Below are 22,974 nucleotides of genomic sequence, written 5' to 3' on the forward strand. Positions count from 1 at the left end.
CCTCTTTTTTCGGATTTATTTTGTGAAAAATTAAAAATAAACACAAAAAAAGAGCTGTGGACAAAATGATTTCTCATTTTGTCACAGCCCCTTTTTATAGATTTTCAACGATTTTAATTTCATTTTTCATAATATACATTTCGCGTTCGGGATCAATGCCATTGACGAGATAATCAAAAGCAAGCTGCATGCTGCGCTGACCCTGACGGTAAGGATGTTGGTAAATAGCAGCTCTAATAATATTTTTATGCATCATTTCTACGGTAGTAGGTACAGTATCGAAGGCAATAATCGTGATATCCTTTTCCTTGTGCAGTGATAATACAGCTCGGCAGGCTCCGTAAACTCCGGCAGCAACAATAAATAAGGCATTAGTTTGGGGAGCGTTCTCTAATAGAGCTTTGGTTTTATCGTAAGAAATAATATCATCGTCATCATTTTCTTCGATGCCAATAATGTTAAAGCCTGTATGGGCTTCTATTTTCTTTTTAAAGCCGGCTAATCGTTGTCTGTGCCCAAGTATTTTAGAAGAGCCCATTATTACGCCGATATTAGTAGGGGAAGGCATTATCATTGGCAATAAGGCACCAGCTGTTTCGCCGCCATTTAAATAATCACTGCCAACATAACAATGGCGGTTGGATTTATCTACATCAGTATTAAGTGTTATCACCAAAATACCGGCACTGACAAATTCATTTATTTTATCGATTATACAGGGAGCATCAATCGGACTGATGATTAGAGCATTTATTTTACCTTTCATTTCATCCATGATTTGGCATTGTAAATTGGTGTTATAACCATGCATGTTTTTCCATAAGACTTTAAGACCGTATATTTCATATTTAGTGGCAGCTGTTTTTATTCCATTAATTACTTCATCAAAAAAAGGATTACCTTGCGAAGGTAGAACAATGCCGACGACAGGATTATGCTTGCGGGCAGCCAATGCTTTGCCGGCAGGATTGGGTTTATAGCCAACTTGTTTGGCCATATTTAATACAAGTTCGCGCGTTTGTGGTTTAACATTGCCACGATCATTGAGAACCCTATCAACAGTACCGCGGGAAACACCGCATAAATCAGCAATTTGTTTTATTGTAACCAAAAAAATACCTCCTGAATATAGGGACATATAGTAAATAATAAATAAAAATGCTGACAAAAGCAATAATAAGGATGAACAATAAGTAAAAAAGGCACAAAATCATAAAAGATTTTGTGCCTTTTTAAAGTTAGTTTAAATAATCACATTAAACCAACATAAAGTTTTACGGGAATATCATCACATAATAAATCAATGACAACAGTTTTAGGTACAGGAATTGTTACTTTGCCGCTTTCTTTACTCATTAAAAGAGTCGGCGGGGATATATCGAGCCCGCTTACATCGACTTTACTGAATTGAGTACAAGCATTGGCACAAACCATATTTCCCATTTCTGAAATAGCACTTTGTGCTAATTCGTCAAATTCTGCCAGTTCCATGCCCATCATCATTTTAGAAGCAAATTTTTTGGCATGTTCTTCTTCCATGCCAATTAGGATAACCCCTTTTATCGAACCTACTACAGCAATATTTAATAATACACCGGTGTAGGTGAATACAGAACTGCTTAGAGCAATGCCTTTTTTCTCAACGTTTTGTATGCCAATTTGTGGTAAAACTTCCTTAAAGGCAGCCAAAACGGGATTAATGATATTTACATCCATAATGTCGACCCCTTTTTAAAGCCTACGCCTAAGAATATTTCACCATAGTCTGTTTTAGCAACAGCATGTTCGATTTTTACACTGGGGCTTACCAGCTCAGCTGAATTGCCATGGAACATACTAGGTGGAGATACTCTAAGGCCGAGGGCTTTTTCTTTCATATTCAGCATTGAACAGGCACGTCCGCCGATTATATTGGCAAGTTCAGAAACCATAGCTAGGGTTTCATCATTGCTTTTGGGCGGGCGATGCAGTATTGCCTGGGCAATATTATCAGCGGTCTCAGCCGATAAATCCATAATGAGTGTTCCAGTATATTGACCAATAATACCGATAACAGAGGTCACTCCACTAGAGGTATAAGGTTCATCCATGGCAGCACCGATGTCTTTAAAGGATACTGGTGTTTTTGCCATACGGGTAACATTTTGTGATAAGGCCTCTTTAAATGTTTCTAAACCAGAATTTAGTAAGTCCTGGTATAAATTATCGGGAGAAAGGACTTTGTCAATAACTTGAAATAATATATTTGCTTCAACAGGTTTTTGTACATAACCAGAGATGCCAATGCGCTTGGCTTCCATTTCTGTTTCTTCATCCTTCATTGAGCTGGATAATATTATCTTGGCATTGGGGTCATTGTGCAGTAAGGCACGGCTTACTTCAAAGCCATCATGGTCAGGCATAGCGATGTCCATAGTGATAACATCAGGTTTAGTTTTATTGTAAATGTCTATAGCTTCTTCTAAAGAATCAGTTTCACCTACTACATCATAACCTCCATCTCGTAATGAATCGGCTATAAGCGTACGGGAAAAAGGTGAATCATCAACAATCATAACTTTTATTGCGGCCATAATTTCAACTCCTCCAAATAAAAAGAATATTACTATATTATATTCGACAAAAGATAATAAATCCTTTTGATTTTTACAATAAAATTATATAGTTAGTCAATTAGCCAGTTTAAAAACGTGATTTTAATATAATCGTTACTATGCTATAATTTTTAAAGAGAATTTGTTTAATAAAGCTGAACGGATTAATCAGCAAAAGGAGTAGTATAGTATGAAGATATTAGTAACCGGTGGAGCCGGATTTATTGGCAGCAATTTTATTTATCATGAATTGGCACAGCATAATGATAATATAATATGTCTGGATTTATTGACATATGCCGGCAATCTTTCAACATTAAAGGATGCTTTAAAAGATGATCGGCTGCAGTTTGTTAAAGGTGATATTGCCGATCGTAAGTTTATTTATAATTTATTTGAGCAGGAAAAACCAGATATTGTAGTTAATTTTGCGGCAGAAAGTCATGTGGACAGATCAATTGAGACACCGGAAATTTTTCTGCAGACTAATATAATTGGCACCAGCGTACTGATGGATGCCTGCCGCAAATATGGCATAAAACGCTATCATCAGGTATCTACTGATGAAGTATATGGCGATTTGCCATTAGATAGGCCGGATTTATTTTTTACCGAAGAAACACCTTTACATACATCCAGCCCTTATTCCTCATCTAAGGCATCAGCAGATTTATTGGTACAGTCTTATCATCGCACTTTTAATCTGCCTGTGACTATTTCCCGCTGCTCTAACAATTACGGGCCATATCATTTCCCCGAAAAATTGATTCCACTTATGATTATCAATGCTTTGGCCGATAAAAAACTGCCTGTTTATGGTACAGGAGAAAATGTGCGTGATTGGCTGTATGTTGAGGATCATTGCCGGGCCATTGATTTAATAATCCGTAATGGTAAAGTGGGCGAAATATATAATGTAGGCGGGCACAATGAAAAAACGAACCTGGATGTAGTAAAGACTGTTTTACAGGAATTAGGCAAGTCGGAAGATTTAATAGAGTTTGTTGCTGATCGTCTGGGACATGATAGAAGATATGCTATAGATCCAGCCAAAATACATAATGAATTAGGCTGGCTGCCGGAAACATCATTTACCGTGGGAATAAAAAAGACCGTAAAATGGTATCTTAATAACAAAGACTGGTGGCAGCAAATAGTAAATGGTTCATATAAAGACTATTATACGAAAATGTACGCGCATAAATAATAAAAACCGCCGGATTTCCGGCGGTTTTTATTATTTATTTAACAGCAATTACTTCAATTTCGATAAGGGCATCTTTAGGCAGGCGGGCAATCTCAATGCAGGAACGGGCAGGACAGTCACCAGTGAAATACTGTGCATATATTTCATTGACTTTGGAAAAATCGTTCATATCCTTGATAAAAACGGTTGTTTTTACTACGTTATCTAAAGATGAACCGGCAGCTGTTAAAACAGCGGCGACATTGGCAATAGACTGCTTAGTTTGAGCTTCAATGCCGGCAGGAAGTTCACCTGTCTGCGGGTCAAGGCCAAGCTGGCCGGAAGTAAAGACTAATTGGCCAAGAATGGATATAGCCTGAGAATATGGACCTAAAGCAGCAGGTGCTTTTTCAGTATGGATTTTTTGTTTCATAATAATACTCCTTTGAATTCGAAAACATGTAATATAATGGATTAAAAGCTTTCTGGAAAGAATTCATCCATTGAGTACGACTGATAATAAGATTATAATTATATAATAAATAAAAGTCAATTTAGAAAAAGTGTAAAGTAGATAACTGGACATGACTATACCGAATATAATCATAAGCTTGACAGGCTAAGTAAATAAAATTATAATAAAGCCATTCGGGACGTGGCTCAGCTTGGTAGAGCACTACCTTGGGGTGGTAGGGGTCGTGGGTTCAAATCCCGCCGTTCCGACCAGATTGTAATATTAACACTGTAGCTGTATAGTTATGGTGTTTTTCTTTGCATAAAATTATATAAAATTTGTTTTATATAATTAAAAGGAAAGAATATATTTTTATATAAAGGATAGAAACTTTATAAATAATATTTATTTACTATTGAACAAAAAATAAAAGTCGGTTATTATAGAGAGTAAAAATATATCTTAATGTATATGATTATACATAATGAATAGTAATTTTCATTTATAAAAAAGAAAATAGGTATATTTTTAAAACTCATTGGTATATAATAAAAAAATGAACATCATTCGTAAATAAAAGAGGTGTGCTTTTTGTATCCGGTAAATCTGATTTTAGATGATAAGCCGTGTTTGGTCATTGGTGGAGGAAAGGTAGCTTATCGTAAAGTAAAAGGGCTGTTGGCGGCTAACGCCGCGGTTACTGTGCTCGCACCAATACTGGAGGAGCAGCTTATATTGCTGAAAAAAGCTGGAAAAATTCGTTGGCTTGATAAAATATATACAGAAGGCGATATAACTAATTATGCACTGGTTATTTGTGCTACTGATAGTGAAAAAATTAATCAGGCTGCGGCAATTGAAGCAAAAAGCAAGAAAATTCTTATAAATATTGTTGATTGTCTGCCTTTGTGTGATTTTGCTGTGCCGGCGGTTATTCGGCGGGGTGATTTATTGGTAACATCTTCAACGAATGGAAAAAGTCCGGCTATGGCCAGAGAAATCCGGCGCGAATTGGAAAAAATTTTAGATGTAGGCTATGCACCGTTTATTGAGATACTGGCATTATTGCGAGAAGAAGCTATGCAGGCAATACCTACATTTAGACAACGCGAAGTGTTTTGGCGTGATATCCTCAATGAGGATGTGTTAATGTTAGTGCGTAATGGCAGATTAAAAGAAGCGGAGGACAAGATTCGTAATGCAATTAGCAGTTTTAGGTCTTAATCATAAGACCGCACCGGTAACGGTTCGGGAAAAATTTGCAATAAGTCAGGATAGTTTAATAGATGGTCTGCATCATATTGATGAATATGGTGCAATATTGGAAGCCGTTATTTTATCTACATGTAATCGCAGTGAAATATATGCCGTTCTTGATGATGGGGACGATGGCAAGGAGATATTGCGTCAGTTCCTATTTGATTTGACAGGCAATGAAGATGATATTGACTGTTACTTATATTATTATCCGGGAGATGCCTGTATAACTCATTTGTTTGAGGTAGCGGCAAGCCTTGATTCTTTGATTATCGGTGAGGGACAGATTCTGAGCCAGGTAAAAAAAGCGTATGCGGTGGCGCGGGAAAATAATGCTACCAGTACGGTTTTAAATACATTATTTCATCGTGCTATAAGCACGGGTAAAAGAGTACGTACGGAAACTCATATAGCTTATAATGCCGTATCAGTAAGTTATGCTGCCGTAGAATTGGCAAAAACTGTGTTTAATGGCGATTTAAGTGAGTCGTCCGCTTTAATTTATGGTGCGGGGGAAACAGCTGAATTGACAGCCAAAAATCTTTTAGGCAAAGGCATAAAGAAAATCTATATCGCCAATCGTCACATTGAAAAAGCTAAATCACTGGCTCAAAAATTTGCTGGTGAGGCAGTGCCGTTTGATAAGGCTTTTACCCAGGCTGGTGATATTGATATAGTAGTAACATCTACTGGTGCACCACATTATGTGGTTAAGCCATGGGAAACACAGCAGTTTATGGCCAGACGCAAGGGAAGACCACTAGTATTTATTGATATTGCGGTACCGCGTGATGTTGACCCCGATGTTGAAAAAATAAAGGGAATCCTTCTATATAATATTGATGATTTAAAAGCTGTAGTGGAAGATAATATAAAAAGACGCGGTGAAGAAGCAAAAACTGCCCGTAAAATAATAAAAGAAGAAGTAGATGAACTGATAGAGAGATTTCAATACTTATCCTTTCGTCCAGTTATGGTGTTATTAACCGATAAGGCGGAACGGATCCGCTGTCGGGAAGTAAAAAGAGCGATGAATAAGCTTGACGAATTAAGTCCATTACAGGAACGGGCTATGGAAAATATGTCCAGGATGATTGTACGCAAGCTTTTGCGTGAACCTATGAGCAAGCTCAATAGTGCTGCCGGTACAGCGCAGGAAGAATTTTATATTGAAGCCATGGAAAAATTGTTTAAGTTAGATGCCTTGAAGGAGAAAAATAGTGAAAAACAAGATAGTTATCGGTACGCGCAGCAGTAAATTAGCATTATGGCAGGCGGAATATATCGCCGATTGCTTAAAGAAAAAATATCCGGACAAAAGCATCGAACTTGTGCATATTACAACTAAAGGTGACAGAGTACTTGATGTGCCATTAGCTAAGATTGGCGGCAAGGGCTTATTTACTAAGGAACTAGAGATGGCAATGCTCGATGGTACGATTGATATCGCTGTACACAGTTTAAAGGATATGCCTACAGTTTTGCCAGAGGGATTGCAATTGGCAGTTATCAGTAAACGGGCGGATGTCGGCGATGCTTTTGTCAGCTTGAAATATAATAAATTTGCTGATTTACCAGCGGGTGCTAAGGTTGGAACCTCAAGTCTGCGCCGTAAGGCACAAATTTTGCATGAACGGCCTGATTTACAGATTTGTGATTTGCGCGGTAATGTCAACACACGCTTGGAAAAATTGGAGCAGGGGCAGTTTGATGCGATAATTTTGGCAGCAGCCGGTTTAAAGCGATTGGGCTATGCTGATAAAATAAAAGAAATATTAAATCAGAAAATTTGTCTGCCGGCAGTTGGTCAAGGGGCACTCGCTATTGAAGCGCGGGCTGAAGACCAAGAAATACTCGATTTAATAGAATTTTTGCATGATAAAGAAACTGCCTGTGCCACAACAGCAGAACGTTCTTTTTTAGCCAGGGTTGAAGGTGGCTGTCAGGTTCCGGTAGGGGTATATGGTAAAGTTGTTGCTGGAAAACTTGAAGTGGAAGCAGTTATGGCTTCGGTTGATGGCAAAACACTACTGCGTGATAAAGTTACAGGTGAATTGGCAGATGCGAAGAAACTTGGCAAAGGTATAGCAGAAAAGCTTTTAGATAGAGGCGGCTTAGCTATAATGCAGGAAATAGGCTTATTGACGGACTAATATTATTTTATAATTATTGCGGAGGAAAATATGGCAGGAAAAGTTTATCTTATTGGTGCCGGTCCTGGCGATGCTGGCCTTTTAACAATAAAAGGACGCGAATGTATAGAAAAAGCTGATGTGGTTGTTTATGATTACTTAGCAGATAAAAAATTACTTACATATGCCAGTGAAAATGCTGAATTGATCTACGTTGGCAAACAGGCCAATAACCATACGATGAAGCAGGAAGAAATAAATCAGCTGCTTGTTGATAAAGCAAAAGAAGATAAGATTGTGGCACGCCTAAAAGGCGGTGACCCTTTTGTATTCGGACGCGGCGGGGAAGAAGCCTTAGAGCTGAGAGACAATGGGTTACCGTTTGAAATAGTGCCAGGAGTGACTTCGGCTATTGCTGCGGCAGCTTATGCTGGTATACCTGTTACACATCGTAAGGTGGCAGCTTCTTTCGCTGTAATTACCGGACATGAAGATCCGAGTCGTGCTGAATCAGGCATTAACTGGAAAAATTTGGCAGTGGGGATAGATACGCTGGTATTTTTAATGGGAGTAGGCAATCTGCCCCATATAACAAAAGAACTCATTGCTAATGGACGTCCAGGCAGTACACCAGCAGCGCTTGTCAGATGGGGAACGAAAACCCAGCAGGAAGTGCTTGTTACCACAGTGGCTGATGCAGCAGCTGATGTAGAAAAACACGGGCTGAAAGCACCGGCAATTTTTGTTGTCGGGGATGTAGTTAATCTGCGCGATAAATTGCAGTGGTTTGATAATAAAAAATTATTTGGCAAAAAAGTGTTAGTGACAAGAGCCCGTCAGCAGGCTTCTAAACTTACAGGTAAGCTTGAGGCACTTGGAGCTGAATGTATTGAAGCACCAGCTATACAGATACAGGCACCGGATGATAATTATGCAGCTCTTGATAAGTCTATAGCTGGTCTTAATACGTATAACTGGCTGATTTTTACCAGCATTAATGGTGTAGAATATTTCTTTAATCGTCTGGAAAACAGTAAGCTTGACAGCAGGGCACTGGGGCACTTAAAAATAGCGGCAATTGGTGATTCTACAGCTGAGGCACTTAGAAAATATGGCTTGAAAGCAGATATAGTGCCGCAGGAATTTAAGGCGGAGGCTATTTTGGCTGATATGCTGCCATACATCGATAATAACAGCAATATTTTATTGCCGCGGGCTAAAGAAGCACGTGAAGTATTGCCGGAAGGACTGCGTAAAGCCGGAGCAAAGGTAGATGTAGTGCAATGTTATAAAACTGTAACAGCAGCAGGGGATTACAGCAATATCATAAAAAAACTGGAAAATAAGGAAATTGATATAATTACTTTTACCAGTTCATCGACAGTTACCAATTTATTAAAGTTAATTAATAATAAAATTGAATTATTAGATGGTGTCACTAAAGCATGTATTGGGCCGATTACAGCACAAACTTGTAAAGATAATAATATCGAGCCTGATATTTCAGCACAAACATATACCATTGATGGACTTGTAGAAAAAATAGTGGATTTTGTGGAATGATTGTCGTGTTTGACAAGCTTTTAAGCCGTTGCTATAATGAATAAATATTATAAAATTGTAAAAGTTTAATAAATATTTAAGAGGGTGGATACGGTTATGAAATTGACAAAAAAAATTATGACATTGGCGGCAATTGCAGTACTAGCTGTGGGAACAGCGCTTATAGCCGGTTGTGGATCTAGCAGTTCCTCCAACGACAAAGTTTTGCGCGTTGGTATGGAATGCGCTTATGCGCCATTTAACTGGGCACAGACAGATAATTCTAAAGGTGCTATTAAAATAGCAGATTCTGACCAATATGCGATGGGCTATGATATTCTTATGGCTAAAAAAATTGCTGCTGGTATGGGTTATAAACTTGAAATACATAAAATGGAATGGGACGGACTTATTCCTTCTGTAAATACTGGCAAAATTGATGCTGTTATCGCAGGTATGAGCATAACTAACAAACGTAAGGAAACTGTTGATTTTTCAGAACCATATTATAATGCATCCATTGTTGCTTTAGTAAAAAAAGATGGCAAATATGCCAATGCTAAAAGTGTAGCTGATTTAAAAGGTGCTGTAGCAACTTCACAGCTTAATACCGTATGGTATGATATAGCTAAACAAATACCTGCTGTTGACAGACAGCCGGCCATTGACAATGTACCAGGTATGGTAGTAGCGCTTACTTCCGGTAAAGTTGATGTGTTGGTACTTGATAAACCAACCGCAATGGCAGCAGCTTTTGCTAATCCAGATTTAAAGATGCTTGATTTTACTGGCGATGGTGCGTTTAAAGCATCTAAAGAAGATGTTCAGATGGGTATAGCTGTTAAGAAGGGCAATACTGAATTATTGAATAAAATCAATGAACAGCTTAAAAAGATAACAGAAGAAGATCGTGCTAAAATGATGGAAGAAGCAATAAAAGATCAGCCTTTATCCAAATAATAGGTCGCATATAAATATATAACACAAAGATGTGCAGGGGTGGTTTTATTAGCACCCCTGTATTTTTTTGTGGTTTATTCAATATAAACATAGTATAATTAAATGTATGTTTTTTAGGTACGGAGATTTCCTAAAGCGTAATTTTTAAGGAGAGTGATTTAATGGCAACAGATATGCCAACATCTTTTTTTGGTTGGGTAGTGTTTGTGCTGCATCAATATGGCGGAGCGTTATTGCAGGGAGCCGGAGTGACTTTGCTGCTTGCTATATTTGGGACGTTTATCGGCTGTATTATAGGTTTACTGGTAGGGATAGTCCAAACTATTCCAATAACGGAACGAACTAATCCCGGTATAAAAATAGTAAATAAAATAGTGCAGTTTATTTTTGCTGCTTATGTAGAGATTTTTCGCGGGACACCAATGATCGTGCAGGCTATGGTAGTATATTATGGCTCGATGGCAGTTTTTCAGATTGATATGTCAGCAATGGCGGCCGGTTTCTTAGTAGTATCGGTAAATACCGGAGCATATATGGCAGAAACTGTGCGCGGTGGTATTATTTCGATAGATAAAGGACAGACTGAAGCTGCTATGGCTATTGGTATGAACCACATCCAGACGATGTGCAAGGTTATTTTGCCGCAGTCATTAAAAAATATTATGCCACAGATAGGTAATAATTTAATTATCAATATTAAAGATACATCAGTTCTTAATGTTATTTCAGTAACGGAATTGTATTTTGTGTCAAAATCAGCAGCTGGTGTATATTACCGTTATTTTGAAGTGTTTTTTGTAACCTGTGTAATATACTTTATCATGACATTTATTGCCTCGCGTATACTGCGTTATATTGAAAGACGCATGGCAGGTTCTGCTGATTATCAGTTGGTAAGTGATCCCTTTGCTGATCCTACCGGTGTATTTCCTAATAACACTCCGAAAAAGGGAGGCAAATAAATGCAAGATAAAAATATTTTAGAGGTAAAACACTTAGTAAAATATTTTGGCCGCAGAGAAATATTAAAAGATATAGATTTTACGGTTGATCAAGGCAATGTAATAAGTATTATTGGCGCATCAGGCTCTGGTAAATCAACGATGCTGCGCTGTATAAATTTATTGGAAACACCAACTTCCGGAGAAATTTTATTTGAAGGCAATAATATTCTTGATATAAATACCGATATACCTCTATATCGTACTAAGGTAGGTATGGTTTTTCAGTCATTTAATTTATTCAGCAATATGACTGTTTTGGAAAATTGTATGACAGGCCCTGTAACGGTATTAAAACGCAGCAAAAAAGAAGCTAAAGAAACAGCTATGAAATACTTGGAAAAAGTAGGCATGGCTCAGTATATAAATGCACGTCCAGACCAGCTGTCCGGCGGTCAGCAGCAGCGTGTGGCGATTGCCCGCGCTTTGGCGATTGAGCCGCAGATACTATTGTTTGATGAACCAACTTCAGCGCTTGATCCACAGATGGTTGGTGAAGTATTAAGCGTAATGCGTGAATTGGCTGATGAGGGTCTCACCATGATAATCGTAACGCATGAAATGGCATTTGCCCGTGATGTATCAACGCGTGTTATATATATGGCTGATGGTGTAATTGTTGAAGACGGAACACCACAGGAAGTTTTCGGCAATCCTAAAAGTGAAAAAACAAGGGAATTTTTATCACGTTTTACTGATAATAATTAATTATAAAAACTGGTATATTGTGAGAATATGCCAGTTTTTTTCTGAATTTACAACTGTTGTAAATTCATTGTGCTATAATATGAACTGTATTCAATTTTTTATAAAAGAGGTGACAAGGAGAGTATAGTGCTCTCTTATGTTTATGAAAGATAATAAGTTTTCCCAGAAATTACGTCCGCGTCGTATGCGTATAACGCCGGCTATTCGTTCGATGATAAGAGAAACAGAACTATCTGTTAAGGATTTTATTTATCCTATTTTTGTTGTTGCGGGCAAGAATGTAATGCAGGAAATTCCGAGTATGCCGGATTGTTACCGTATCTCGGTAGATAATGCTGTTAAATTAGCCAAAGAAATATGGCAGCTGGGGATATTAGGGGTAGAAGTTTTTGGCCTGCCTGAATATAAAGACGAAATTGGTTCTTCCGCCTGGGACATGGACAGCCCTGTGCAAAAAGCTATTGCGGCTATAAAACAGGCTGTACCGGAAATGGCTGTAATTGGTGATGTCTGCCTTTGCCAATATACAACACATGGTCACTGCGGTAAATTATGCGGTCACTATGTTGATAATGATGCTACCTTGGAATTACTGCAGAAAGTTGCCGTAAGCCAGGCTAAAGCCGGAGCTGATATTGTAGCACCATCAGATATGATGGATGGACGCGTAGCTGCTATTCGTGATGCGCTTGATGATAATGGCTATATCAATACTTCAATTATGTCCTATGCTGTTAAATATGCTTCTGGTTATTATGGCCCATTTCGTGATGCGGCTGATTCCACACCGTCATTTGGTGACAGACGTGCTTATCAGATGGATCCGGCTAATGCTTTGGAAGCAATAAAAGAAGTAGACCTTGATTTGCAGGAAGGTGCTGATATGATAATAGTTAAACCAGCCCTTGCTTATCTTGATATCGTAAGACGCGTGCGTGAACATATGAATCTGCCGCTTATTACGTATAATGTCAGCGGTGAATATGCTATGGTCAAGGCTGCGGCAAAAAATGGCTGGATCGATGAGAAACGCATTGTGCTGGAAACTTTGCTTAGCATGAAACGGGCTGGTTCTGACAGTATTATTACCTATCATGCCATTGATGCGGCAAAATGGCTTAAAGAAATAGAATAAAAAACATGCTGACAGTAAATTTTACTGTTAGCATGTTTTTTATTAGCTTATTACTGCAATAGAGATAAAATATTACTGGCATTAGTATTAGCGTGAGCCAGCATAGCCTGGGCAGCTTGCCCTAAAATAGTGTTTTTTGTATATTCAGTCATGGCCTTAGCCATATTGGTATCAGTGATAGTTGACATGCTGGCAGTTGTATTGGTACTGGCAGTTGTCAGATTATCTTCAGTATAGTTAAGACGATTACTTTCAGCACCGGTAAGAGTACTGCTGTGAATCAGATATTTTAAGGATTGATCAGTTGTATCAATGAATTTTCCGGCATTTTCCCGGGTTAAAAATGCGGTAGAAAGATCCTGGGTATTGTCGGTAGGATAAGGCCATACTTCTTTACGCCATTTAGATTGTTTTTCAGCATCGGATAAATCAGCATATTCCTCAGGCCAGGGATTGGGATAATCACTGGATTGTGGTTCTGTATCCCAGTGGTCGCTATAATCAGGAAATAATGCTGCTAAAGTAGTATTAGGGACTTTTACATTGGTATATTGGCTGCTGTTTGTACCAGTTTGTAATGATAAAGTCTGGGTTGGTTTATAATAATCGGTTGTTTCTAATGAACCTTCAATACCATTGTTAAAGGTTGCAGTAGGGCCATCTTTAGAAATGGTAAATTGATCGGGGGCATAATAATTTAAGCTAATGTTATGGCGGCCGGCTATTTCAGTAGTTAAATTATTAGAATTTGGTAAAGATGCATTATTGTTTCTGGAGTTGGCTGTAGTTATACCATTAAATACAGTTTCTAGTAATGATTGGCTGTCAGTAACGTTTTGAACGCCAATTTTATAGCAGATGGCTTCTTCCGCTGAAGGATCAGTAGAACCATAGAGGCTGGATGAAGCAGTACTGCTATCAAACATAATAGTGACGTATTGATTACAGCCACCACAATCGAAAGAAAAACCCAGACCGTTTAAATCGCCAGGTATACTAGTAATAGTGCTGAAAAGATTAGAAAAATCAAGCGAAATAATAGATGTTGAACCATCAGGTGTAAAATAGGATAAAGCATTAGTGCCCGGTTCATTAGCAACTGTATATATATTTGTAGTTACATTAGGTGGTGTACTGTTATCAAAAATAGGTGCAGCTGAAGCTGCTACAGTACTACCAATAGCAGGATTTGCTGTATTTGCAGGGTAGTCAGCAATAGTGGAAACATTGGTACTGGCAGCAGTCGGATAGCTGCCATTGGTAGTGCCATTTACTTCAATTAAGGTATCACCGGCAGCAGAAGAAATATATAAAGCGTTATCTGTGCTATTTAAGGTAACACGACCATATGTATTGTTGTTATTATCCCAGACTATGTCACCGGCAGTGGGCAGGCTGGTTAAAGTTGTTCCTTTTCCCACAGAGGCAGGATCATATGTATTAGCGATAGGCGATATTGTTATTGCGGTATAGTGACCTTGAGCTGGCGTATAGGAACCACCATTAGCCGCAGCTTGCTGCAATACTGGAGTACTATTGGGTATTGCTCTGTATGGTGTATTAGGGTTAAAAGATGTATCTTCACGGGAAAATGAAGATTTATTTAATAAGTATTGACCATTATATTGGGTGGTTTGAGCAATGTTTTCTGATTCAGCAAATAACTGATTGGCATGCTCTTGGATGATTTTTCTATCAGCCGGTGAATTACTGTCATTGGCTGCATCTAAAGCTAGTTTTTTTAAGTTGCGCATAATAGCAATTTGTTGGTCAATGCCGCCGGAGGCTGTATCAATCATAGTCTGTCCCTTTTTGCTGTTGTCATTACATTGATCCAGACTGCGTATTTGTTTTTTCATTTCTTCAGAGATATGATAGCCGCTGGGATCATCTTTGGCTGAATTGATTTTTTTCCCTGATGAAATTTCAGCAGCATTTTTTAAAGATTTTTTTAAATTGGAATCCAGCTGTCGTAAGACTGATGCTGTCGCGATTCCACCTAGTCCATTAGTAAGTATCATGATTTCACCTCATAAAAATTATATATTTAGTATAGGGTTATATTCTGATAAAAGTCAATGAGTTATTTTGTTAAAAACAGAAAGATGTTATAATAATTTTATTGATAAAAATATAAATAAAAGGAGCACTATTATGCTTAATTTAGATAAATCACAGGCGGCTTTTACCGAAGCGAAAACATTAATGCCAGGCGGGGTAAACAGTCCGGTACGCTCATATAAAAGTATGGACTGCGATCCACCATTTATTGACCATGCCAAAGGCAGTAAGATTTATGATATCGATGGCAATGAATATATTGATTATATCGGTTCATGGGGACCGATGGTAGTAGGTCATGCCCATCCGCAGGTAGTAGAGGCACTGCAGAAAGTTACGGAAAAGGGAACCAGCTATGGTGCACCAACTTTACTTGAAAGCGATTTAGCCAAACTTGTAATGTCAGTCTATCCATCGATTGAAAAAATCCGTATGGTTAATTCCGGCACCGAAGCAACTATGAGTGCGATTAGAGCTGCGCGCGGCTATACCGGCAGGGAAAAATTTGTTAAATTTATCGGCTGTTACCATGGTCATTCGGACAGCCTGCTCGTTAAGGCCGGCTCTGGTGCAGCAACTTTTGGTGTGCCGGACAGCCCCGGTGTAACTAAAGGGACAGCTCAGGATACAATTACAGTACCTTATAACGATATGGCGGCTATTGAACAAGTTATTACCGAGCAGGGGAATGAGATAGCGGCAGTTATTATTGAGCCGGTTGCCGGTAATATGGGCTTGGTGCTGCCGAAGCAGGGCTATTTGCGCCGTTTGCGGGAAATTACCGAACAGCATGGTATCGTGCTTATTTTTGATGAAGTTATGTGCGGTTTTAGGGCATCATTAGGTGGTGCTCAGGCAGCCTATGGCATTGTGCCGGATATGACCTGTCTTGGTAAAATTATCGGCGGCGGCCTGCCGGTAGCTGCTTATGGCGGCAAGACGGAAATAATGGATATGGTAGCACCGGCTGGTCCTGTATACCAGGCGGGGACATTAAGCGGCAATCCATTGGCGATGACAGCAGGCATTGCGACTTTATCAATATTGACAGCAGCACCTGAGGAAGGACAGCCTGATTTTAGCCGTGTACTTACAATAAAGACCAAGCAATTATTGTTGGCACTGCAAAATGCGGCCAAGGAAGCCGGCATAAAGATACAATTGCATCAGGCAGGTTCGATGTTTGGTCTGTTTTTCAATGAAAATCCTGTTTATGATTATGAAACATCAGCAGCATCCAATCAGGAAGCTTTCAAAGTTTATTTTAAAGCAATGCTGGAACAGGGAATTTATATTGCGCCGTCACAGTTTGAAACCTTGTTTATGAGCGGTGCCCATACATCAGAAGATATTGCAAAAACAATAGAAGCTGCTAAAATTGCGTTTAAGGCAGTTGCTGATTTTTTAAATAAATAAAACAAATAAAACACTCTGCTATATCGCAGGGTGTTTTTTATGGGAAATAGGAAGGGTTGTGAAAAAATGCAGATTATTATTACAGACAGCTATGAGGAAATGAGTATGGCCGCAGCGAAAATAGCAGCCGGGCAAATTTATTTTAAGCCCAGTAGTGTATTAGGGCTGGCTACGGGCAGCACGCCGCTGCTGATGTATAAAAAACTGGTGGAAATATATAAAAATATTGATATTGATTTTTCTCATATAATAAGTTTTAATTTGGATGAATATATAGGTTTGGCGCAAAATAACCAGCAGAGCTATTATTATTTTATGCAGGAGAATTTTTTCCGCCATATCAATATCAATATTGATAATATCCATATTCCTAATGGCATGGCCGAGGATATTACCAAGGAATGTGCTGATTATGATAATATGATCAAAGCGGCTGGCGGGATTGATCTGCAGATTTTGGGAATAGGCCAAAATGCTCATATTGGCTTTAATGAACCTGATATAAAATTTGAAGCTACAACCCATGCAGTAGAGTTAGATAATGATACTATAGCGGCTAATGCCCGTTTTTTTGCTGACGAAAAAGATGTACCACGTCGTGCCATCAGTATGGGTATAAAAACAATTATGCTGGCGAAAAAGGTAGTTTTGCTAGCAAATGGCAGTAATAAAGCTGAGGCTGTTTATAAAGCTGTATGCGGCAAGATAACACCGGCAGCACCAGCATCAATATTACAGCTGCATCGTGATGTGATGATGATTGTGGATAGAAAAGCCAGTGCGCTTTTGCCAAAGGAACTTTGTAATTAGAAAAGGGAGTATTTTATTAATGGAAAGATTGTGATAAAATACTTGAGGATTGGTTAGCTGGGTATAAATAATCCATGTTTATAGATAACGATTACTGATACTGCCATGAGCATTAATTAAAAATATTTATTATAAATAGTGTCGTAAACGTTTTTAGGAGGAAAAAGAAATGAATAGTTGGTTTGAAAAATTGCAGAGTATCGGCAAAGCCCTTATGCTGCCTATAGCAGTGTTGCCGGCAGCTGCACTGCTTTTACGTCTTGGTGCACCGGATGTTTTTAACATTCCCTTTATAACTAAAGCTGGTGGAGCGGTTTTTGATAATCTGGCACTTATTTTTGCCATTGGTATAGCAGTAGGTCTGGCTAAGGATAATAATGGTGCAGCCGGACTGGCGGGTGCTATTGGTTATTTAGTATTGACTGCCGGATTAAAAGCAATTAATAAAGATTTAAATATGAGTGTATTAGCTGGTATCATAAGTGGTATTGAAGCGGGAATCTTATATAATCGTTTTCATGCCATTAAACTACCGGAATTTCTAGGATTTTTTGGCGGGCGGCGCTTTGTACCGATTGCTACAGCCTTTGTTTCAATAATATTGGCAGGTATTTTTGGCGTTATTTGGGGCCCTTGTCAGGCTGTTATTCATGCCGTAGGTGAATGGATAATCGGTGCTGGTGTAGTCGGTACTTTTGTCTATGGTGTGCTTAACCGTTTGCTTATTCCGATTGGTTTGCATCATATTTTAAATAGTTTTATCTGGTTTGTTTTTGGTGATTATACGACACCGGCTGGTACGGTGGTAACTGGTGATTTAAATCGTTTCTTTGCTGGTGATCCACATGCTGGTATGTTTATGGGCGGTTTTTATATAATGATGATGTTTGGTATGCCGGCAGTGGCTTTAGCCATGTATCGTGCAGCTAAGCCGGAAAATCGGGCCAAGATCGGCGGGGCCCTTTTTTCGGTGGCATTTACATCATTTTTAACGGGGATCACCGAACCTATCGAATTTATGTTTATGTTTTTGGCACCAGGCTTATATCTTGTACATGCTATTTTGACAGGATTGGCGTTGTCCGTATCATATAGTTTTGGTATATTGCATGGTTTTGGTTTTTCGGCTGGTTTTATTGATTATGCTTTAAACTGGGGGCTGGCAACAAAGCCAATACTTATAATACCTATTGGGCTGGTTTTTGGTGTAGTATATTACCTTATATTCAGCTGGGCTATACGCCATTTTGATATTCCGACAATTGGCCGCTATGATGAAGAAACAGATACTGATGACGATAAAGACATGAGTGAATATACCCAGTCAATTGTGGATAGCTTAGGTGGTATTGATAATCTTAGTGAAGTTGGTTCCTGCATTACTCGTCTGCGCCTTAAGGTAAATGATGGGGACAAAGTGGATGAAGTGTCACTTAAAAAATTAGGCGTTAAAGGTGTTGTAAAAAAAGGCAATAGTGTACAGGTTATTATTGGAACACAGGCTGAATTTATCGCCAATGAAATTAATAATATGAAGAAATAATAAATGATGGGCACTATAGCCGGTTTTACTGGTAATAGTGCTTGTTTCTTATATGGAGAGATTTAATGAAAGCAATTATTAATGGGAAGGTAATTATTCCTGATAAAAATGGAGAATTTATCACAGCAGAAGATTTTGTCATTGTCTACGAAGAAAAGATAATAGCTGTTATGCCTAAAGAACAGTTTGTTGCTGCCGACTATACTGAAATCATTGATGCTGCGGGAAAATTTGTATCACCGGGTTTTATCAATGAACATATTCATGGTTGTGTTGGTGTTGATACGATGGATGATAATAAAGATGCATTATTAATGATGAGTAAAGCGCAGGCGCAAACAGGTGTGACAGGATTTTTGCCGACAACGATGACTTATGATATGGCAACTATTTATAAGGCTTTTGCGCAGATACAGGAAATGCAAAATAAAGTTGAAGGCGCGATGATTTTAGGCTGTCATATGGAAGGCCCGTTTATTAATCAGCAGCAAAAAGGGGCACAGGCAGCTAAAAATATAATCAAGGTAGATTTTTCTTTAATTGAGCCATATAAGGATATTATAAAAATAATTACGATAGCACCGGAAACATTGACCGATGATGAATTTACCAGACAATGTCAGGCTAATGATATAATCGTATCAATTGGTCATAGTATGGCTGATTATGCACAGGCGCGTCTGGCCATAGATAAATATGGCATTAAACATATAACGCATTTATGTAATGCAATGACGCCTTTCCATCATCGTAAACCGGGGATAGTGGGAGCGGCACTTGATAGTGATGCCAATTGTGAGCTTATTGCCGATAATGTTCATGTGCATCCAGCAATGCAAAGATTAATTTATAAAGCAAAAGATAATAATAATATCATATTGATCACTGATTCCATGCGGGCCTGTATGCTGGGGGATGGAGAATCAGAATTGGGCGGACAGAAGGTATATGTCAAAGGGAACTTGGCAGCTTTGGCTGATGGAACAATTGCCGGCAGTGTATTGACAATGGATAAAGCTGTGGATAACTTCGCGAAAAACACTGGTGCTGATTTAGCAGAAATTACGGCTATGGTTACTAAAAATCCAGCTGAAGAGCTGGGGATATATAATGAACTGGGTTCATTGGATGCAGGTAAACAGGCTGATATAATAATTTTTGATGATAATGTAAATATTGCTAAGACAATAATTAAAGGCAGGACAATATATTCTGTTGACTAATTTGTGGATAAAATGATATAGTTACAAAGATGCTAGTATTTTAAAAGTATAATATTTATATTGTAGGAGTAAAAAATGTTTGGCTTATTTAAAAAGAAGTTATTGGAAGTCAGTGTGCCGGTACAAGGTGAAGTAATTGATATAGATAAGGTACAAGATGAGGTTTTTTCCTCTAAAATGATGGGTGATGGCTTTGCCGTCGAACCGCAGTCTGACTGTGTAACAGCGCCGTGTGATGGTAAAATCGTACTTTTGTCTAAAACAAAGCATGCGATTGCCATAGAAAACCAGGGAGTACAATTGCTTATTCATATTGGCCTTGATACTGTGGAGCTCGGTGGTGTAGGGTTTACAAGCTATGTAGAACAGGGAGCTCAGATAAAAAAAGGCGAACGGCTTATAAGTTTTGATAAAGATTATATAGTTGAAAAAGGGAAGAAATTAACAACAATAGTTGTAATAACTAATATGGATGAAAAAGTAAAAAAATTAGAGAAAAATCTGCAGTCAGATGCAGTGCTTACCATAGAAGTAAAATAATAACAGCCGTTGGCATTTATGCCAACGGCTGTTATTATCTATAGGATATATTATAGATAGCTTTATTCAGCCTGACCAGTGCGATACATTTTTATTGGTTCAGGATTTTTAATTAATTCCCAGATACCGCATGGGCAGATACCAGCGCAAATACCGCAGCCAATACATTTAGCGGGATCTGATTTATATTCGATGATACCCATGCCATGTTCAATGCGTGTAATAGCATTTTCCGGGCAGGCCTTTTCACAGGTTTTGCAGTCACGGCAGGTGCCGCAGCTTACACAGCGATCAACATCACCAATTGGTTCAGGAATATCGTTATGATGACATTTAGCAAAGAATTCCCTGCCTAATGTATCGGCTGCAACTTCAGCTTTTTCAGGAAAAGCCGGAACTTCTTTATCCATCATATAAGCATCAGCATAATAAGCAGCCTTATTGCCGGAACCAATGGCATCAACTAAGCGGCCGGGTTTTATGACATCACCAGCGGCAAATACACCTTCCATGATAGAGCCGTCCTTTTGTGGTACGAGCCAATCACGGAATTTTTTAATTTCCTCGGTTTCAGGCAGATAATCAAGAATAGGGGCTTCACCAATAGATACGATGACCATATCTCCGGCAATGAAATGACCTTTATCATCATAGATGCCTTCATTGGTGATTTTGCTGGTCATAAACGGCCAGATGAGTTTACCGCCCAATTGTTCAATATGTTCGATTTCTTCAGCAAAAGCAGCTGGTTTTTGTACATCGATACAGGTGACATTTTCAGCGCCCATATCATAAGCTCCGCGGGCTGTATCCATACCGGAGTTGCCGCAGCCGATAACAATGACATTTTTACCGACTTTAGGATTTTCACCGCGATTTATTGCTTTTAAGAAGGATAACCCCATGGTGAGCTTTTCCTTGCCTTCCCAAGGGAAAAAGCGTGATTTATGACCACCACTGGCGATGATTACAGCATCATTATTTTGTTTTAATTCAGCAAATTTTTCGTTGTCGACCATGCATTTGGTAACAAATTTTACGCCAGCATCGCTGATGCGTTTTAATTCAGTCTGCAATAATTCATGCGGCAGACGAGCTCGCGGAATAACCTGTTCCAGCTTGCCTCCGATAGAGTCAGCATCATCATAAACGGTTACATCATGACCGCGCTGGATTAACTGCCAGGCAGCACCAAGACCGGCTACACCACCGCCGATAACAGCAACTTTTTTACCAGTTTTATTGGCGGGAACATCTATTTTTGTATATACGGATTGGAAACCTAATTTACCAATCTGCACGGATTCATCGATTTTGCCGCGTGTACAGGCATCCATACACGGATTAGGACAAACAGAAGCACAGACAGAACCAGGAAATGGTGAATATTCGAGAATAAGCTTTTGGGCTTCTTCCTGCTTGTCTTTGCGCAGCAATTTATAACGAAGCTGGGTAGGAATATGTGCCGGACAGGCAAATTCGCACGGGGCGGCATATTTGGCATTGTTCCACTGCGGCACACGCTGACGATATAAATCTGTTTCGACAAGATTTTTTACAGCGAAATCATCGACAGCAACATCGCTGAATAAGCCGTTTTTAATCCAGTCTTTAGTGCGAAAATCATGCAAAGGATAATGTTCATTGCCTTGTGCCTGTTTAGCTTCAAATGTCAGCGGCGTAAGTTTGTGCCATTGTGACCAGTCACAAAGCTCATTACGCAGCTGTGGTTTGTCGATAGCATTGAGGAAATCATCCATACCGCCGTCAAGAAAAGCAATATCATCATTGTTTAATTCGGCTAAAATGATATCATCGGGATGATTATGTGATTTGCCGCGGAAATATACGGTACCGCCAACCATACCAACGCAGGGGCGTTCACCGAGCACGGAAGTAAATTGTTCGCTGTCATAGCCGCAGACGATGGCCTTGCCGCCGCCCATAAATTCAAACGAGAAACTGCCGACATTTTTTAACAGCCAGAGTTCTGGTTCTTCATATAAAGGGTCATGTTTCATCAAGGAACCGGTACGGGTACCACCGCGACCGCCAATGTATATTTTACCGCCAGCCGAGCAATGGCCAGCTGTGTCACCGGCATCACCCTTGACAACGATTTTACCACCGGCATTAAGCCAGCCGACATCAGCAGAAACAGAGCCATCGGCAATTATTTCTGTATTGTTAAGGCACATCGAGCCAAGGCGCTGGCCGGCATTTGTTACATGGAAACGAAGTGTTTTTCCTTCAGGCGACCATAATGGTCCGCCAATATCGTGCTGACCAGAGGCCGCTATTTCAAAATTAGTTTCGCCATTAGTAACAGCCTGGCTTATTTCTAATAGTAAATCCTGTGTAGACATGCGGTCATGTCCGGTTAAAGTATCTATTTTAAACATATCTTACGGC

20 protein-coding genes and 1 tRNA gene are annotated in these 22,974 nt (G+C 39.1%); 15 read left to right on the plus strand and 6 right to left on the minus strand.

Annotated features, from left to right (window positions below; translation table 11 throughout):
- Positions 1-94: 94 nt before the first annotated feature.
- From HNR32_RS01740 to HNR32_RS01750, 3 genes are all read right to left on the minus strand, one after another.
- Complete coding sequence (locus tag HNR32_RS01740; protein ID WP_183859065.1) at positions 95-1,111, minus strand: LacI family DNA-binding transcriptional regulator; 1,017 nt, start codon at positions 1,109-1,111, stop codon at positions 95-97.
- A 140-nt stretch (positions 1,112-1,251) separates the two neighbouring features.
- Entirely contained in the window at positions 1,252-1,716 is a 465-nt protein-coding gene (locus HNR32_RS01745; protein ID WP_183859066.1) for a chemotaxis protein CheX, read from the minus strand.
- A complete protein-coding gene (locus tag HNR32_RS01750; protein ID WP_196611132.1) occupies positions 1,707-2,573 on the minus strand; it encodes a response regulator in 867 nt (288 codons plus the stop codon). Before HNR32_RS01750 ends, HNR32_RS01745 begins: the two co-directional genes overlap by 10 nt.
- Positions 2,574-2,784: 211 nt before the next feature.
- On the opposite strand from HNR32_RS01750, the gene rfbB reads away from it, so the two are divergent.
- Positions 2,785-3,801, plus strand: coding sequence for a dTDP-glucose 4,6-dehydratase (gene rfbB, locus HNR32_RS01755; RefSeq protein ID WP_183859067.1), 1,017 nt, complete (start codon positions 2,785-2,787; stop codon positions 3,799-3,801).
- Positions 3,802-3,835: 34 nt separating this feature from the next.
- On the opposite strand, the gene HNR32_RS01760 is transcribed toward rfbB, so the two are convergent.
- A complete protein-coding gene (locus HNR32_RS01760) occupies positions 3,836-4,213 on the minus strand; it encodes a RidA family protein (protein WP_183859068.1) in 378 nt (125 codons plus the stop codon).
- A gap of 216 nt (positions 4,214-4,429) precedes the next feature.
- Here HNR32_RS01760 and HNR32_RS01765 point away from each other — a divergent pair.
- The 9 genes from HNR32_RS01765 (at position 4,430) to hemB (ending at position 12,969) form a co-directional block, all read left to right on the plus strand.
- Positions 4,430-4,506 (plus strand) — tRNA-Pro (locus HNR32_RS01765).
- Positions 4,507-4,816: 310 nt separating this feature from the next.
- Positions 4,817-5,458 carry a precorrin-2 dehydrogenase/sirohydrochlorin ferrochelatase family protein gene (locus HNR32_RS01770; protein ID WP_311636272.1) on the plus strand — a complete coding sequence of 214 codons (642 nt, stop codon included), beginning with the start codon at positions 4,817-4,819 and terminating at the stop codon, positions 5,456-5,458.
- A complete protein-coding gene (hemA, locus tag HNR32_RS01775) occupies positions 5,433-6,749 on the plus strand; it encodes a glutamyl-tRNA reductase (RefSeq protein ID WP_183859070.1) in 1,317 nt (438 codons plus the stop codon). The genes HNR32_RS01770 and hemA overlap by 26 nt, the downstream gene beginning before the upstream one ends.
- Complete coding sequence (gene hemC / locus HNR32_RS01780; protein ID WP_183859210.1) at positions 6,709-7,644, plus strand: hydroxymethylbilane synthase; 936 nt, start codon at positions 6,709-6,711, stop codon at positions 7,642-7,644. Before hemA ends, hemC begins: the two co-directional genes overlap by 41 nt.
- A 30-nt stretch (positions 7,645-7,674) precedes the next feature.
- Positions 7,675-9,186 carry a uroporphyrinogen-III C-methyltransferase gene (cobA, locus tag HNR32_RS01785; RefSeq protein ID WP_183859071.1) on the plus strand — a complete coding sequence of 504 codons (1,512 nt, stop codon included), beginning with the start codon at positions 7,675-7,677 and terminating at the stop codon, positions 9,184-9,186.
- 96 nt (positions 9,187-9,282) lie between these two features.
- Entirely contained in the window at positions 9,283-10,125 is an 843-nt protein-coding gene (locus tag HNR32_RS01790) for a transporter substrate-binding domain-containing protein (protein WP_183859072.1), read from the plus strand.
- A gap of 161 nt (positions 10,126-10,286) precedes the next feature.
- A complete protein-coding gene (locus tag HNR32_RS01795; RefSeq protein WP_183859073.1) occupies positions 10,287-11,087 on the plus strand; it encodes an amino acid ABC transporter permease in 801 nt (266 codons plus the stop codon).
- Between the two features lie 15 nt (positions 11,088-11,102).
- Entirely contained in the window at positions 11,103-11,834 is a 732-nt protein-coding gene (locus tag HNR32_RS01800) for an amino acid ABC transporter ATP-binding protein (RefSeq protein ID WP_311636302.1), read from the plus strand.
- A gap of 142 nt (positions 11,835-11,976) precedes the next feature.
- A complete protein-coding gene (hemB, locus tag HNR32_RS01805; protein WP_183859075.1) occupies positions 11,977-12,969 on the plus strand; it encodes a porphobilinogen synthase in 993 nt (330 codons plus the stop codon).
- Positions 12,970-13,019: 50 nt separating this feature from the next.
- Here the strand turns inward: hemB and HNR32_RS14420 are convergent, their stop codons facing one another.
- Complete coding sequence (locus tag HNR32_RS14420) at positions 13,020-14,990, minus strand: flagellin N-terminal helical domain-containing protein (RefSeq protein WP_183859076.1); 1,971 nt, start codon at positions 14,988-14,990, stop codon at positions 13,020-13,022.
- 133 nt (positions 14,991-15,123) lie between these two features.
- Here HNR32_RS14420 and hemL point away from each other — a divergent pair, with 133 nt between their 5' ends.
- The 5 genes from hemL (at position 15,124) to HNR32_RS01835 (ending at position 20,562) form a co-directional block, all read left to right on the plus strand.
- Positions 15,124-16,446: a glutamate-1-semialdehyde 2,1-aminomutase gene (hemL, locus tag HNR32_RS01815; RefSeq protein ID WP_183859077.1), complete on the plus strand. Its 1,323-nt coding sequence runs from the start codon at positions 15,124-15,126 to the stop codon at positions 16,444-16,446.
- Positions 16,447-16,512: 66 nt separating this feature from the next.
- On the plus strand, positions 16,513-17,256 hold the full coding sequence (gene nagB / locus HNR32_RS01820; RefSeq protein WP_183859212.1) for a glucosamine-6-phosphate deaminase: 744 nt from the start codon (positions 16,513-16,515) through the stop codon (positions 17,254-17,256).
- 169 nt (positions 17,257-17,425) lie between these two features.
- A complete protein-coding gene (gene nagE, locus HNR32_RS01825; RefSeq protein ID WP_183859078.1) occupies positions 17,426-18,799 on the plus strand; it encodes an N-acetylglucosamine-specific PTS transporter subunit IIBC in 1,374 nt (457 codons plus the stop codon).
- A gap of 65 nt (positions 18,800-18,864) precedes the next feature.
- Positions 18,865-20,022, plus strand: a complete 1,158-nt coding sequence (nagA, locus tag HNR32_RS01830; RefSeq protein WP_183859080.1) for an N-acetylglucosamine-6-phosphate deacetylase — start codon at positions 18,865-18,867, stop codon at positions 20,020-20,022.
- A 75-nt stretch (positions 20,023-20,097) separates the two neighbouring features.
- Positions 20,098-20,562: a PTS sugar transporter subunit IIA gene (locus HNR32_RS01835; protein WP_183859082.1), complete on the plus strand. Its 465-nt coding sequence runs from the start codon at positions 20,098-20,100 to the stop codon at positions 20,560-20,562.
- A 62-nt stretch (positions 20,563-20,624) separates the two neighbouring features.
- Here HNR32_RS01835 and HNR32_RS01840 read toward each other — a convergent pair whose 3' ends face one another.
- A complete protein-coding gene (locus HNR32_RS01840; protein WP_183859084.1) occupies positions 20,625-22,964 on the minus strand; it encodes an FAD-dependent oxidoreductase in 2,340 nt (779 codons plus the stop codon).
- Positions 22,965-22,974 lie beyond the last annotated feature (10 nt).

Origin of the sequence: Pectinatus brassicae (assembly GCF_014201835.1) — a bacterium.
Lineage (GTDB): Bacteria > Bacillota > Negativicutes > Selenomonadales > Selenomonadaceae > Pectinatus > Pectinatus brassicae.

What these genes read in the sequence shown, in the direction of transcription:
- rfbB (WP_183859067.1), top strand. Translation starts at nt 2,785, where the DNA reads ATGAAGATATTAGTAACCGGTGGAGCCGGATTTATTGGCAGCAATTTT.
- HNR32_RS01760 (WP_183859068.1), bottom strand. Translation starts at nt 4,213, where the DNA reads ATGAAACAAAAAATCCATACTGAAAAAGCACCTGCTGCTTTAGGTCCA.
- HNR32_RS01835 (WP_183859082.1), top strand. Translation starts at nt 20,098, where the DNA reads ATGTTTGGCTTATTTAAAAAGAAGTTATTGGAAGTCAGTGTGCCGGTA.
- hemL (WP_183859077.1), top strand. Translation starts at nt 15,124, where the DNA reads ATGCTTAATTTAGATAAATCACAGGCGGCTTTTACCGAAGCGAAAACA.
- nagB (WP_183859212.1), top strand. Translation starts at nt 16,513, where the DNA reads ATGCAGATTATTATTACAGACAGCTATGAGGAAATGAGTATGGCCGCA.
- HNR32_RS01795 (WP_183859073.1), top strand. Translation starts at nt 10,287, where the DNA reads ATGGCAACAGATATGCCAACATCTTTTTTTGGTTGGGTAGTGTTTGTG.
- hemA (WP_183859070.1), top strand. Translation starts at nt 5,433, where the DNA reads ATGCAATTAGCAGTTTTAGGTCTTAATCATAAGACCGCACCGGTAACG.
- HNR32_RS14420 (WP_183859076.1), bottom strand. Translation starts at nt 14,990, where the DNA reads ATGATACTTACTAATGGACTAGGTGGAATCGCGACAGCATCAGTCTTA.
- HNR32_RS01750 (WP_196611132.1), bottom strand. Translation starts at nt 2,573, where the DNA reads ATGGCCGCAATAAAAGTTATGATTGTTGATGATTCACCTTTTTCCCGT.
- HNR32_RS01840 (WP_183859084.1), bottom strand. Translation starts at nt 22,964, where the DNA reads ATGTTTAAAATAGATACTTTAACCGGACATGACCGCATGTCTACACAG.
- nagA (WP_183859080.1), top strand. Translation starts at nt 18,865, where the DNA reads ATGAAAGCAATTATTAATGGGAAGGTAATTATTCCTGATAAAAATGGA.
- HNR32_RS01790 (WP_183859072.1), top strand. Translation starts at nt 9,283, where the DNA reads ATGAAATTGACAAAAAAAATTATGACATTGGCGGCAATTGCAGTACTA.
- hemB (WP_183859075.1), top strand. Translation starts at nt 11,977, where the DNA reads ATGAAAGATAATAAGTTTTCCCAGAAATTACGTCCGCGTCGTATGCGT.
- HNR32_RS01745 (WP_183859066.1), bottom strand. Translation starts at nt 1,716, where the DNA reads ATGGATGTAAATATCATTAATCCCGTTTTGGCTGCCTTTAAGGAAGTT.
- cobA (WP_183859071.1), top strand. Translation starts at nt 7,675, where the DNA reads ATGGCAGGAAAAGTTTATCTTATTGGTGCCGGTCCTGGCGATGCTGGC.
- nagE (WP_183859078.1), top strand. Translation starts at nt 17,426, where the DNA reads ATGAATAGTTGGTTTGAAAAATTGCAGAGTATCGGCAAAGCCCTTATG.